The following is a 13,323-nucleotide window of genomic DNA, read 5'->3' as shown; positions in this document are numbered from 1 at the left end:
AAGCCATTAAAAGAATAATCAGGAGATAGCCATGGTGAATAACGACAAGCATGACCCTCTGATGTTGGCAAGGCAGCTCCCTTTGAAATCCGTGGCATTAATTTTGGCCGGAGGCCGTGGAACACGACTGAAAGGGCTGACGGCATTGCGTGCCAAGCCTGCCGTCCATTTTGGCGGCAAATTTCGCATCATTGATTTCGCGCTCTCTAACTGCCTGAATTCCGGTATCCGCCGTATTGGCGTGATTACGCAATATCAGTCGCATACGCTGGTGCAGCACATTCAGCGCGGCTGGTCATTTCTGAATGCGGAAATGAACGAATTTGTCGATTTGCTTCCTGCTCAGCAGCGCCATTCTACCGATCACTGGTATCGGGGAACGGCGGACGCGGTTTGTCAGAATCTCGACATTATTCGGCGCTACCGTGCGGAGTATGTGGTGATCCTCGCGGGCGATCACATCTACAAGATGGACTACTCACGTATGCTGATCGATCACGTGGAGAAGGGGGCAGAATGTACGGTCGCCTGCTTGCCCGTACCGCTGGAAGAAGCCAGCGCCTTTGGCGTTATGAGCGTGGATAAGCAGAGTCGCATCCTCGATTTTGCCGAAAAACCGGATAACCCGACGCCAATGCCGGATAACCCCGATATGGCGCTCGCGAGCATGGGGATCTATGTTTTTAATGCGGACTATCTTTATCAACTGCTGGAAGCGGACCGTAATGCGCCGGACTCTGCCCACGACTTTGGACAAGATTTGATCCCGAAAATTGTCTCGCAGCGCTTGGCCTGGGCGCATCCTTTCAACTTGTCATGCGTCACGTCGGGTGAGGATGAGCACCACTATTGGCGGGACGTCGGCACGCTGGAAGCCTACTGGCGTGCCAATCTCGATCTGGCGTCAGTAACGCCGGAACTCGATGTCTACGATCAGGACTGGCCGATTCGTTCCGCGATTGAATCGCTGCCGCCCGCCAAATTTGTGCAGGACCGTTCCGGCAGTCACGGCATGACGATGAACTCGCTGGTATCCGGGGGCTGCATCGTCTCCGGTTCTGTTGTCACGCATTCCGTGCTGTTCCCGCGCGTGCGGGTGAATTCGTTTTGCAGTATCGATTCGACGGTGATCCTGCCGGACGTCAACGTGGGGCGCTCCTGTCGTTTACGCCGTTGTGTGATCGATCGCGCCTGCCAACTGCCCGAAGGCACGGTGATTGGTGAAAACGCGGAAGAGGATAGCCGCCGTTTTTACCGTTCGGAAGAGGGGATCGTGCTGGTCACACGAGCGATGTTGGAAAAGCTGTAAATACCATCGGAACAAAACGGGAGTGATAATGCGGGTCTTACATGTTTGTTCAGAGCTATTTCCATTATTGAAAACCGGTGGACTGGCGGATGTGGCGGGGGCGTTACCCGGCGCGCAGATTGCGGCGGGGATGGATGTTCGCGTCATCCTGCCTGCCTTCCCCGACCTGAAAAAAGGCATCGCCAATCTACAGGTTGTGCGTGAGCTGGATACTTTCGCCGGGCACGTGACCTTGCTGTTCGGCCATTTTAACGGCGTCGGTATTTATTTGATTGATGTGCCCGATCTCTATGAACGTGCGGGCAGCCCTTATCACGACCCAGCGCTTTACGCTTATGCCGATAACTATCTGCGGTTTGCGCTGCTCGGGTGGGTGGGATGCGAAATGGCGTGCGGGCTGGATCACTATTGGCGGCCTGATATTGTGCATGCACATGACTGGCACGCGGGGCTGACCTGCGCCTATCTGGCGGCACGCCACCGTCCGGCAAAATCGGTCTTTACCGTTCACAACCTGGCCTATCAGGGGCTGTTTGATGCCCGACATATGGCGAATCTCCACTTGCCGAGCGACTTCTTTCAGGTCTACGGGTTGGAGTTTTACGGCCAAATTTCCTACCTCAAGGCGGGATTGTACTACGCTGACCATATTACGACCGTGAGCCCAACCTACGCGCACGAGATTACGCTGCCAGCTTATGGCTACGGCATGGAGGGCTTGCTGAAAACGCGCGAAGAAGAAGGACGGCTGTCCGGTATCCTCAATGGCGTAGACGAAACGATTTGGAATCCGGCGCACGACCCTTTACTCACTAATCATTACAGCCGTGATGCGCTGGCAAACAAAGCCGAAAACAAGCGACATCTGCAAACAGCGATGGGCCTGAAGGTCGACGAAAAGGCGCCGGTTTTCGCTATCGTCAGCCGCCTGACTAATCAGAAAGGGCTCGATATCGCGCTAAGCGCAGTGCCAGATTTACTGGAACAGGGTGGGCAACTGGTGGTGTTGGGCGCAGGGGATGCTGATTTGCAGGAAGGTTTTCTAGCCGCTGCGGCTGAATATCACGGTCAGGTTGGGGTACAGATTGGCTACCACGAGTCCTTCTCGCACCGCATTATTGGCGGTGCAGATGTCATCATGGTGCCGAGCCGATTTGAGCCTTGTGGGCTAACGCAGCTCTACGGCCTGAAATATGGCACGTTGCCGCTGGTGCGTCGAACCGGCGGGCTGGCAGATACGGTATCAGACTGTTCGCTGGAGAATCTGGCGGATGGTCTGGCAAGCGGATTTGTATTTAATGATTGCAGTGTGGGATCGCTATCCCGCGCGATTCGTCGTGTGTTTGTGTTGTGGTCTCGGCCTACGCTATGGCGCTATGTACAGCGTCAGGCAATGGCGATGGACTTTGGTTGGCAGGTTTCTGCTCAGGCTTATGGTGCGCTATATCAACGCTTGTATACCCACTAGGTTTCCTGCTGCGCGTCATCCTCGTGCAATCTGAAAACGACAGGGTAGGGTAACACTCACTTGGGAATGAATATTATGAACTCTCCGTTTATCTATACTTCGCCAACGATCAGTGTGGAAGCGCTGAAACACTCTATTGCTTACAAGCTCATGTTTACTGTAGGGAAAGATCCCTCGATTGCGAATAAACATGACTGGCTGAACGCCACGCTGCTGGCCGTGCGTGACCGGATGGTGGAACGCTGGCTACGTTCGAATCGGGCACAGCTTTCTCAAGATGTGCGGCAGGTGTATTACCTGTCGATGGAGTTTTTGCTGGGGCGGACGCTGTCGAATGCGCTGCTGGCGATGGGATTGTATGAAGATATTAAGGCCGCGCTGGATGGTATGGGGCTGGAACTGGACGATCTGCTACAGGAAGAAAATGACCCCGGCTTAGGGAACGGCGGCTTGGGACGTCTGGCCGCCTGTTTCCTGGATTCGCTGGCGACGATGGCGCTGCCGGGGCGTGGCTACGGTATTCGCTACGAATACGGTATGTTCAAACAGAATATTGTTAACGGCAGGCAGGCGGAATCGCCGGACTACTGGTTGGAATACGGTAATGCATGGGAATTCCCACGTCATAGTACGCGTTACAAAGTGCGCTTCGGCGGCCGAATCCAGCAGGAAGGCAGCAAAATGCGCTGGCTGGAAACGGAAGAAGTTATCGCGTGCGCCTATGACCAAATCATTCCCGGTTTTGATACGGACGCCACCAATACACTGCGTCTGTGGGGGGCGCAGGCCAGTAACGAAATCAATCTGGGTAAATTCAATCAGGGCGACTATTTTGCGGCAGTCGAAGATAAAAACCACTCGGAAAACGTGTCGCGCGTGCTGTATCCCGATGATTCCACCTACTCAGGCCGCGAGCTGCGCCTGCGTCAGGAATACTTTCTGGTTTCCGCGACGGTGCAGGACATTCTCAACCGCCACTGGATGATGCATAAGACCTACGCCAATTTGGCGGAAAAATTTGCCATCCACCTGAACGATACTCACCCGGTGCTGGCCATCCCAGAGCTGATGCGCTTGCTAATCGATGAGCATAAATTCAAGTGGATAGAGGCGTGGACGGTGGTGAGGAAGGTCTTCTCCTACACCAACCACACGCTGATGCAGGAAGCGCTGGAAACCTGGCCCGTCGATATGCTGGGTAAAATCCTACCGCGCCATCTGCAATTGATTTTTGAAATTAACGAACATTTTCTGGAGTACGTTCAGAAAGAAGTCCCCGATGATAACGAACTGCTGGCGCGAGTCTCTATCATTGATGAAAACAACGGGCGTAAAGTGCGGATGGCGTGGCTGGCTGTGGTCGCCAGCCATAAGGTCAACGGCGTATCGGAGCTGCATTCGGATCTGATGGTGCAGTCTCTGTTTGCCGATTTCGCCCGCCTCTTCCCTAATCGGTTTTGTAACAAGACCAACGGCGTGACGCCACGGCGTTGGCTGGCGCTGGCCAACCCGTCGCTCTCCAAGCTTCTGGATGACACCATTGGGCAGACCTGGCGTACCGATCTGAGCCAGTTGAGCGAACTGAAACAGCACATCGATTATCCGGCATTTGTGCAGAAAATCAGCAAGGTGAAGCTGAAGAACAAAGTGCGCTTAGCGAACTATATGGCGGAAAACCTGAATATTGTGGTTAACCCGGAATCGCTGTTTGATGTGCAGATTAAGCGTATTCACGAATACAAGCGCCAACTGCTGAACGTGTTGCACGTCATCACACTCTATAACCGCATTAAGGATGACCCCGAGGTCGAGCGTGTGCCGCGTGTCGTCATTTTTGCGGGCAAGGCTGCGTCAGCCTATTACATGGCGAAGCACATTATTAACTTGATCAACGACGTCGCGAAGGTGATCAACAACGATCCGACCCTGCACGATCGACTGAAAGTGGTCTTCATCCCGAACTATAGCGTGAGTCTGGCACAGCTGATCATTCCAGCGGCGGATCTCTCTGAACAGATCTCGCTGGCGGGGACGGAAGCATCCGGAACCAGTAATATGAAGTTTGCCCTGAACGGTGCACTGACGATTGGCACGCTGGATGGGGCGAATGTTGAAATGCTGGAACATATTGGTGAAGAGAATATGTTTATCTTCGGCAACACGGCCGATCAGGTCGAAGCGCTACGCCAGAACGGTTATAACCCACGGCAATATTACGATCAGGACGAAGAATTACACCGCGTGCTGACGCAAATCACCACGGGCGTTTTCAACCCTGATGATAGCCGACGCTACAGCGATCTGTTTGATTCACTGGTGAATTTTGGCGATTACTACCAGCTACTGGCGGACTATCGCAGCTATGTGGATACGCAAGATCGGGTTGATGAACTGTATGCGAAAAAGGACGAATGGGCGCGCTGTGCCGTCCAGAATATTGCCAACATGGGCTATTTCTCGTCTGACCGCACCATCGGCGAATATGCAGAAGATATCTGGAATATCAAACCGATACGGTTGTGATTGCGCATTGATGATATGAAAAAGCGCCGTAGGCAAAAACCTACGGCGCTTTTGTGTTTGCACTAAAAGGCGCTTGTGATAACCGCTGATTAACCCGCTTTTGCCATCTGCTGTTTGCGGTAGCTTGCCAGCCAGTCGCTGATGCGTTGTTTCTGGGCGTCATCGAAGCGCATACCCAGTTTGGTGCGACGCCAGATAACGTCGTCTAACGCGACGGCCCATTCTTTCTCGACCAGATAGCGCAGTTCCGCTTCGTACAGGTCATGACCGAAATCTTCACCCAGGTCGCTGAGGCCTTTCACGTTTGCCAGAATCAGTTCGCTGTTTGAACCGTAGGTGCGGCTGTAACGGCGTGTCAGTGATTCAGGCAGATTGAAGCGGCGACGTAGCGCGGCGGCGTAGTCATCACGCGTGCCAGCAATATCGCCACCCGGTAATACTGCACCTTTCGTCCAGGCTTTACCCGCTTGCGGGTAGTATTTGTGCAGCTTATCCAGCGCGTGTTCTGCCAACTTACGGTATGTCGTCAGCTTGCCGCCAAATACGGAAAGCAGTGGAGCCTGGCCGTTATCATCATCGACTGACAGCGTGTAGTCACGGGTAATCGCCTGCGGAGAATCGGACTCGTCATCACACAGTGGACGCACGCCAGAGTAAGTCCAGACGATGTCGTCACGCGTAAGTTGCTGTTTGAAATGGTCGTTATACACATCCAACAGGTAACCGACTTCGTTATCATCGATCTTCACATCGTGCGGATTGCCTTTGTACTCCACGTCGGTCGTGCCGATGATTGAGTAGTCATCCTGCCACGGGATCACGAACACAATACGGTGATCTTTGTTTTGCAGAATGTACGCCTGCGGCTGGTTATGGACTTTTGGCACCACGATGTGGCTGCCTTTGATCAAACGGATGCCGTAAGGCGATTTCAGCTGTAGGCCGTCATCAAAGAATTCTTTCACCCACGGACCCGTGGCATTCACCAGACCTTTGGCGCGCCAGGTGAAAGTTTCGCCGGTCAGCGAATCAACCGCATCCACAATCCACACGCCTTGCTCACGGCGAGCGCGGGTGACTTTGGTGCGGGTACGGACTTCACCTCCGCGTTTTGTCACTTCCTGCGCGTTTAACACCACCAGACGCGCATCGTCCACCCAGCAGTCAGAGTATTCAAAGCCCTGTTTCAGCTCAGGCTTAAGCACAGAGTCTGCGCCGAATTTCAGGCCTTTACTGGCAGGCAGGCTGACGCGTTTGCCAATGTTGTCGTACATGAATAGGCCGATACGAATCATCCAGGCCGGACGCAGGTGCGGCTGATGGGGCAAACGAAAGCGCATGGGGAAAATAATGTGCGGAGCCATTTTCAGCAGCGTTTCGCGCTCGGACAGTGCTTCGCTGACCAAACGAAACTCATAGTGCTCAAGGTAACGCAGGCCGCCGTGAATCAGCTTGGAACTGGCGGAGGACGTGGCACAGGCAAGATCCTGCGCTTCCAACAACAGGACTGATAACCCTCGCCCAGCTGCATCTGCGGCGATGCCTGCACCGTTAATTCCGCCGCCGATAACGATGAGATCTTTGGTTTCCACGTTTCTTCCTCCACCCTCGAATAAATCAAAATGTTCGTTTTCGAGCATTATGATAATCGAAAACAAACAAATCAGCCAATGGTTAACCAAATAAAAACATTTATGCGTGACGAACCTAACAATATGATGCTAATTGTCACATTAAAAGAAGGGATATTGGGCTGGAATGGTGCTGTTTTGTCGTCACTCTCCACATTAGCGAAGCACTGTTTTTATGAATAACCTTATAATCATATAGGTTTTATGCCGCTGAAGGCGGGTTACAATGACGCCTCGGGTTGCCATGACGTCAGTGGTTACTAACATCCTGTCCATTATTAACAAGGTTGTCACTTTCGATGGAACAATTTGAAGCTATCAGTATTGAGCAAGCCCATTCCCGCTGGCAGGAAGGGGGCGTTGTCGTTGATATTCGCGATCCACAGAGCTTTGCCACAGCCCATGTCCCTGACGCGACGCACCTGACAAACGAGACGCTGTCTGACTTTGTGCGCGGCGCTGACCTCGAAGCACCGGTCATGGTGATTTGCTACCACGGCATTAGCAGCCGCAATGCCGCACAGTACCTGATTAGCCTAGGGTTTGATTCGGTGTACAGTATCGATGGCGGCTTTGAAGCTTGGCAAAATCGCTACCCGCAGGATGTGCAGCCAGCCGTATGAGAGGTGAGGGCTTCGTAAACACGAAACCCTCACAGCAATAACTTAAGCACTATCCGAAAGATCGCAAAGATTCTCTGTTTATGGCTATGGCGTCAGCGCCTTAGTGATCTTTTCAAAGTCCTCAAATGAGCAGAATCCTTCCTCGTTGGCAGGACAAGCATTGAGCGCTAGCGTGACGCGCTGCGGCGGGGTGGCGCGGTTAAGCGGTGCCAGCGAAGCGAGCTGCTCGGTAGACTGGTACACATACTCGACTTTCAGCAGTTCCTTGTTATGAAGGCTGTCGCGCCAGCGCTGGAACACGACTTTGCCGCCTATCGGCGTGGTTTCTAATTGATGTGGCAGGTGATATGGCTTCACGCCCAACGCAGAGAACAGCGATGCGACGTTTGAGTCATGGCCGACTAAAAACGTGAATTTGGGTTGCTGTGTGCCAAACGATCCCGCGAGTGCGCCGACCAGATTGGCAGAGACAGCTTTGGCCACAACCGGTGCGCTAAACACTACGCTGTTGTAGTACTCCTTAATCGACACCAAATCGGCAAGCTGCTTCTCATCTTTAATGCGCCCCCAGCCGATCTTGTTAATCGGTGTCCCCTCGTAGTACTGCAAGATAAAAGCATCGGCAATGGCGGTACCCGTTCTCAGTGGGCCAACCACGCTAGGCTCTTTTCCTGCTTCAATCTGCACGTTTGTTTCCTGTGCCATCAGGTCGCACTGTTTATCCTGTTTGCAGTTAGCTGAATCTGTATAACGAATAATCTCTGCCATCTGCTGATACACAGGTTTCAATCGCTCATTGAGCCCTTTTACCCCGCCAGCGCCTGCTTTTTGGTTGATCGAATCGATGGCCTGCTGCTTAAACGTCGCGCTGTTGTCGCGGATGATCGGGTTAAAGGTGGCATCCATTGTGCCCAGTTTTTCTTTGTGTAACACCGGCACCAGACACCCGGGGAATGCTCCCGCTGAGAAATATTGTGCGGTAGCGATAGTGCGTTGCAGGCTGTTGGCATAGAACGAGACGTCTTTCTCTGTGGGGCAGGTGTCGGCAGCCAGCAGGTGGTTATCCACCAACCATTCGCTAAAATAGTGACCGAAGTAGGCCTCCAACACGCCGCCGCGAGTGGTCAGGTAACTGCTGGGCGTATCCCACTGCGGCCAGGCGTCAGGTGTGACCTTGCCGAGTGCGCTGCTTGGGCTGGCTAACGGCGCGCGCAACCCGTGGCGGCTAAACACGACAACCTGTTCGAGCGTATAACCCTCTTTGGCAACGGCCTGGAAAGAGAGGGTGGCTGGCAATAGTAAAGGGAGGCAAAACAGCGCTTTTCGTTGTAAAGACATGGTCATGCTCCTGGTCAGTGAATGGCACGTATAGTGAATGCGTAGAAGGACACGATTTCACATCATGCTTTTTTTTTGTGAACCGAAAAATATTTTGTGACGGAAATGTGACGATTGACTGACTTCACCGAAATAGCACTGCCTATTCAATAGTCCTGCCTATTCAGTAGAATCTTTATTATCATGTACCTAACTCAACCTACTCACTGGCGCTTCCCGCTATGATGACTCGCGTTATTGCTCTCTCCAACCCGCGTCTGGCTCAGGCATTTGTTGATTACATGCGTACACAGCAGGTCCATCTGGAAATGCGGCCTCAGGGGCATGAAGCTGAACTGTGGCTGGAGGATGAAACTCAACTGAGCAAGGTTCAGGAAGCGCTGGACGTTTTTCTGCTCGACCCGACAAACCCGCGCTATTTGGCGGCCAGTTGGCAAACGGGAACGGTGGATACCGGTATTCAATACCCGCGTTATTCTTACTTGCAAACGCTGAAACAGAAGGCAGGTCCACTGACGCTATCCCTGATGGTCGTGACAATTGCGGTGTTCATCCTGATGCAGATTTCGGGCTATGAGAGCGTGATGGTATGGCTGGCGTTCCCGGCTGAGGGGCAACAGGTCGAGGTGTGGCGCTGGTTCAGTCATGTTTTGCTGCACTTTTCCCTGCTGCACATTTTGTTCAATCTCATGTGGTGGTGGTATCTGGGCGGCCCGGTTGAAAAAGTGCTGGGGACCGGAAAATTGCTGGTCATCACGCTGGTTTCCGCGCTGGTTAGCGGCTGGGCGCAGTCCTGGTTTAGCGGCACCCATTTTGGTGGCCTGTCTGGCGTGGTTTATGCCCTGATGGGTTATGTCTGGCTGCGAGGGGAACGAGAGCCTGACGGTTATTTATCCATGCCACGCAGTCTGATGGCTTTCGCTTTACTGTGGCTGATCGCCGGATATTTCGATATTTTAGGCATGTCGATTGCGAATGCGGCGCATGTAGCTGGACTGGTTGTCGGGCTATTGATGGCCTTTTGGGACACGTATAATAAAACAAACCCCCGGTAAATCGGGGCGTCTTAGGGGATAAATGTGAAGCAGACACAACGGCATGACGCCATTATTGAACTGGTGCGCCAGCAGGGCTATGTCAGTACTGAAGAGCTCGTGGAGCATTTTGCGGTGAGCCCGCAGACCATTCGTCGCGATCTGAACGAGCTGGCCGAGCAGAATAAAATCCATCGCCATCACGGCGGTGCGGCGTTGCCGTCCAGCTCGGTTAACACGGCCTATCATGACCGTAAAATGATGTGGTCGGATGAAAAAGCGCGCATTGCCCGTCGGGTTGCGAGCCAGATTCCAGACGGTGCCACCTTGTTTATCGATATCGGTACCACGCCCGAAGCCGTGGCCTATGCGCTGATGCAGCATAAGGATCTGCGCGTCGTCACCAATAACCTGAACGTGGCAACGCTGCTGACGGCAAAAGAGGATTTCCGCCTGATTTTGGCTGGTGGCGAAGTGCGTACCCGTGATGGCGGTATCATGGGGGAGGCGACGCTGGATTTTATCTCTCAGTTCCGTCTGGATTTCGGTATTTTGGGCATCAGTGGTATTGACATGGATGGGTCATTACTGGAGTTTGATTACCATGAAGTGCGCACAAAACGGGCGATTATTGAAAACTCTCGCTGCGTCATGCTGGTGACGGACCATTCCAAGTTTGGTCGTAATGCGATGGTGAATTTGGGCAACATGGATTTGATCGACTATCTTTTTACCGATCAGTCACCACCGCCCAGCGTACTGAAAATCATTGAACAACATAAGGTACAGTTGGAGTTGTGTTGAACCCGATGTGCCTTTTCCATGATGGACAAAGGAGGAGGCACGATGTCAGATTCTTCAAGAAAGTCGGGTTCTGCAACGCGATCAGAATCGTCAAAAGTATCAGAATCGCCAAAACGTTCAGCGGCTGCAAAAAAACCAGATGCGTTAACGCAGCCCGTTTCCTCCGCCCATCCCGTCATCGCCTTTGATGCATCAGAATTTACCGCTGCGCTGCGCCGCCAACAGCGGCTCGGTGGCGTGGCCTCGCTTAACGCGATGACGCCAGTGCAGTGCTGGCGTGCTGTCAGCCTTGCGCTGTCTGAACAGTTGCTGATGCACTCCGCCTCTTCAACGTCTCCTACAGCCAATACCCATACGCCTCAGCGCCATGTGAACTACCTGTCGATGGAATTTCTGCCCGGTCGTTTGACGGGCAACAACCTGCTGAATCTGGGCTGGTATGACGCAGTAGCCGCCGTGCTGGCCGAGCAAGGGCTGAACCTGAGTGATATTCTGGAGCAGGAAACCGATCCGGGGTTAGGCAATGGTGGGTTAGGTCGGCTGGCGTCCTGCTTTCTGGATTCAATGGCGACGGTGGGGCAGCCCGCAACGGGTTACGGCCTCAACTACCAGTATGGCCTGTTTCGTCAGCATTTTGCGCAGGAAAAACAGCAGGAAACGGCCGATGACTGGCAGCGCGATACCTATCCGTGGTTTTTACCTCGAGCGGAACTGGCGGTGGATGTCGGGTTTGGTGGGCGTCTGCAACCCCAAACTGACGGAACCCTGCGCTGGTTACCGGATACCGTTTTCAGAGGTGAAGCCTGTGACCTGCCGGTGATTGGCTATCACAACGGCGCTGCGCAGCCGCTGCGTTTGTGGCGTGCGACGCATCGCGATCCGTTTGATTTGACGCTATTCAACGAAGGGCACTATCTGCGTGCGGCACAGGCGGGGATTTCCGCCTCCAGCCTGACCAGCGTGCTGTATCCGAATGACAATCACGCGGCGGGCAAACGCCTGCGCCTGATGCAACAGTATTTCCACTGCGCCTGCTCGGTGGCAGACATTTTGCGTCGTCATCTTAACGCGGGGCGCGCGCTGTCCACGCTGCCGGATTATGAAGTCATCCAGCTTAATGACACCCACCCGACGTTGGCGATCCCTGAACTGATGCGTCTGCTGCTGGATGAGCACCAGATACCGTGGGATGAAGCCTGGTCGATAACCGGACGCACCTTTGCCTATACCAACCACACGCTGATGCCGGAAGCGCTTGAGCGCTGGGACGAACGACTGTTTAGCCGCCTGCTTCCTCGTCATCTGTCCATCATTCGGCAAATTGATACGCAGTTTAAGGCGCAGGTTGAGCAGAAATGGCCAGGCGATCGGCAGGTATGGGCGAAGCTCGCGATTCGCCATCAGCGCCAGATTCGCATGGCAAACCTGTGCGTCGTCAGTTGCTTTGCGGTCAACGGCGTGGCGGCGCTGCACTCGGAACTGGTTGTGAAAGATCTGTTCCCGGAATACCACCAGCTGTGGCCGACCAAATTCCATAATGTCACCAACGGTATTACGCCACGCCGCTGGCTAAAACAGTGTAACCCGGCGCTGTCCGCGCTGATCGACGACACGCTGCCTATGCCGTGGGTGAATGATCTGCCTGCGCTGCAAGGGCTGGAACCCTATGCTAACGATGCTGGCTTTCGTGAGCGCTATCGACAAATCAAGGCCGATAATAAAACGCAGTTGGCGGCCTATCTTCGCCAGCAGTACGACATTGTCATTGATCCGCAGGCGCTGTTTGATGTGCAAATCAAGCGATTGCATGAGTACAAACGCCAGCATTTGAATCTGCTTCATATCCTCACGCTATATCGTCAATTGCGTGACAATCCGCATCTGGATATAGTGCCGCACGTCTTTTTGTTCGGTGCCAAAGCGGCACCGGGCTATGTATTAGCGAAAAACATCATTTATGCCATTAACCGGGTCGCTGCGGTCATTAATCAGGATCGTCGCGTTAACGATCGCCTGAGGGTGATCTTCCCGTCGGACTATCGCGTCTCGCTGGCTGAAAGGATGATTCCTGCTGCGGATGTCTCTGAGCAAATTTCGACGGCAGGTAAAGAAGCGTCCGGCACGGGCAATATGAAGCTGGCGCTGAACGGCGCGCTGACTGTCGGCACGCTGGACGGGGCGAATGTAGAAATGGCGCAGCAGGTCGGTGAAGACAATCTGTTCATTTTCGGTCACACCGTCGAACAGGTAAAGGCACTACAGATGCAGGGCTATGATCCGTCTGATTACCTCGTCGTGACGCCGCTGCTACGTGAAGTACTGAACGAGCTAGCGAGCGGTGCGTTCAGTCAGGGGGATAAACACGCGTTTGCTCCGCTGTTGGATAGCCTGCTGAAGCTGGGCGATCCCTATATGTTAATGGCCGATTTTGCACCGTATTGTGAGGTGCAGCAGCGTGTTGATGCGCTTTACCGTGAGCCGGATGAATGGACGCGCCGCTGTGTGCTGAATACTGCCAGAATGGGGATGTTCAGTTCAGACCGGGCGATTCATGATTACCAGACGCGTATTTGGCAGGCGCATCGTTAGGAAA

9 protein-coding genes are annotated in these 13,323 nt (G+C 53.6%); 7 read left to right on the top strand and 2 right to left on the bottom strand.

Annotated elements, in window-relative coordinates:
* Window positions 1–31: 31 nt before the first annotated feature.
* The 3 genes from glgC to glgP all read left to right on the top strand — a co-directional run bounded on the left by glgC (window position 32) and on the right by glgP (window position 5,300).
* Window positions 32–1,309 carry a glucose-1-phosphate adenylyltransferase gene (gene glgC, locus EO763_RS20425; RefSeq protein ID WP_044207266.1) on the top strand — a complete coding sequence of 426 codons (1,278 nt, stop codon included), beginning with the start codon at window positions 32–34 and terminating at the stop codon, window positions 1,307–1,309.
* A 28-nt stretch (window positions 1,310–1,337) separates the two neighbouring features.
* Entirely contained in the window at window positions 1,338–2,777 is a 1,440-nt protein-coding gene (glgA, locus tag EO763_RS20420; protein ID WP_161530035.1) for a glycogen synthase GlgA, read from the top strand.
* A 75-nt stretch (window positions 2,778–2,852) separates the two neighbouring features.
* On the top strand, window positions 2,853–5,300 hold the full coding sequence (gene glgP, locus EO763_RS20415) for a glycogen phosphorylase (protein ID WP_039492999.1): 2,448 nt from the start codon (window positions 2,853–2,855) through the stop codon (window positions 5,298–5,300).
* Between the two features lie 89 nt (window positions 5,301–5,389).
* On the opposite strand, the gene glpD is transcribed toward glgP, so the two are convergent.
* On the bottom strand, window positions 5,390–6,892 hold the full coding sequence (gene glpD / locus EO763_RS20410) for a glycerol-3-phosphate dehydrogenase (protein ID WP_161530034.1): 1,503 nt from the start codon (window positions 6,890–6,892) through the stop codon (window positions 5,390–5,392).
* Window positions 6,893–7,230: 338 nt separating this feature from the next.
* Here glpD and glpE point away from each other — a divergent pair, with 338 nt between their 5' ends.
* Complete coding sequence (gene glpE / locus EO763_RS20405; protein ID WP_161530033.1) at window positions 7,231–7,554, top strand: thiosulfate sulfurtransferase GlpE; 324 nt, start codon at window positions 7,231–7,233, stop codon at window positions 7,552–7,554.
* Window positions 7,555–7,638: 84 nt separating this feature from the next.
* Here the strand turns inward: glpE and agp are convergent, their stop codons facing one another.
* Entirely contained in the window at window positions 7,639–8,892 is a 1,254-nt protein-coding gene (agp, locus tag EO763_RS20400; protein WP_161530032.1) for a bifunctional glucose-1-phosphatase/inositol phosphatase, read from the bottom strand.
* A gap of 221 nt (window positions 8,893–9,113) precedes the next feature.
* Between agp and glpG the strand changes: the two genes are divergently transcribed.
* Genes glpG through malP form a run of 3 tightly spaced genes read left to right on the top strand, consistent with a single transcriptional unit; the run spans window position 9,114 to window position 13,319 of the window.
* Window positions 9,114–9,947, top strand: a complete 834-nt coding sequence (gene glpG, locus EO763_RS20395) for a rhomboid family intramembrane serine protease GlpG (protein ID WP_161530031.1) — start codon at window positions 9,114–9,116, stop codon at window positions 9,945–9,947.
* 24 nt (window positions 9,948–9,971) lie between these two features.
* Window positions 9,972–10,730 carry a DeoR/GlpR family transcriptional regulator gene (locus tag EO763_RS20390; protein ID WP_010299419.1) on the top strand — a complete coding sequence of 253 codons (759 nt, stop codon included), beginning with the start codon at window positions 9,972–9,974 and terminating at the stop codon, window positions 10,728–10,730.
* A gap of 42 nt (window positions 10,731–10,772) precedes the next feature.
* Complete coding sequence (malP, locus tag EO763_RS20385; RefSeq protein ID WP_161530030.1) at window positions 10,773–13,319, top strand: maltodextrin phosphorylase; 2,547 nt, start codon at window positions 10,773–10,775, stop codon at window positions 13,317–13,319.
* The last annotated feature ends 4 nt before the right edge of the window (window positions 13,320–13,323 follow it).

Source organism: Pectobacterium odoriferum (assembly GCF_009931295.1).
Classification (GTDB): Bacteria; Pseudomonadota; Gammaproteobacteria; order Enterobacterales; family Enterobacteriaceae; genus Pectobacterium; species Pectobacterium odoriferum.
This window is presented reverse-complemented; position numbering and strand designations above follow the sequence as displayed.

Bases quoted from the DNA above. Each gene is read 5' to 3' on its own strand.
- glpG (WP_161530031.1), top strand. From the start codon at position 9,114: ATGATGACTCGCGTTATTGCTCTCTCCAACCCGCGTCTGGCTCAGGCA.
- glgC (WP_044207266.1), top strand. From the start codon at position 32: ATGGTGAATAACGACAAGCATGACCCTCTGATGTTGGCAAGGCAGCTC.
- malP (WP_161530030.1), top strand. From the start codon at position 10,773: ATGTCAGATTCTTCAAGAAAGTCGGGTTCTGCAACGCGATCAGAATCG.
- glpE (WP_161530033.1), top strand. From the start codon at position 7,231: ATGGAACAATTTGAAGCTATCAGTATTGAGCAAGCCCATTCCCGCTGG.
- glgA (WP_161530035.1), top strand. From the start codon at position 1,338: ATGCGGGTCTTACATGTTTGTTCAGAGCTATTTCCATTATTGAAAACC.
- agp (WP_161530032.1), bottom strand. From the start codon at position 8,892: ATGTCTTTACAACGAAAAGCGCTGTTTTGCCTCCCTTTACTATTGCCA.
- glgP (WP_039492999.1), top strand. From the start codon at position 2,853: ATGAACTCTCCGTTTATCTATACTTCGCCAACGATCAGTGTGGAAGCG.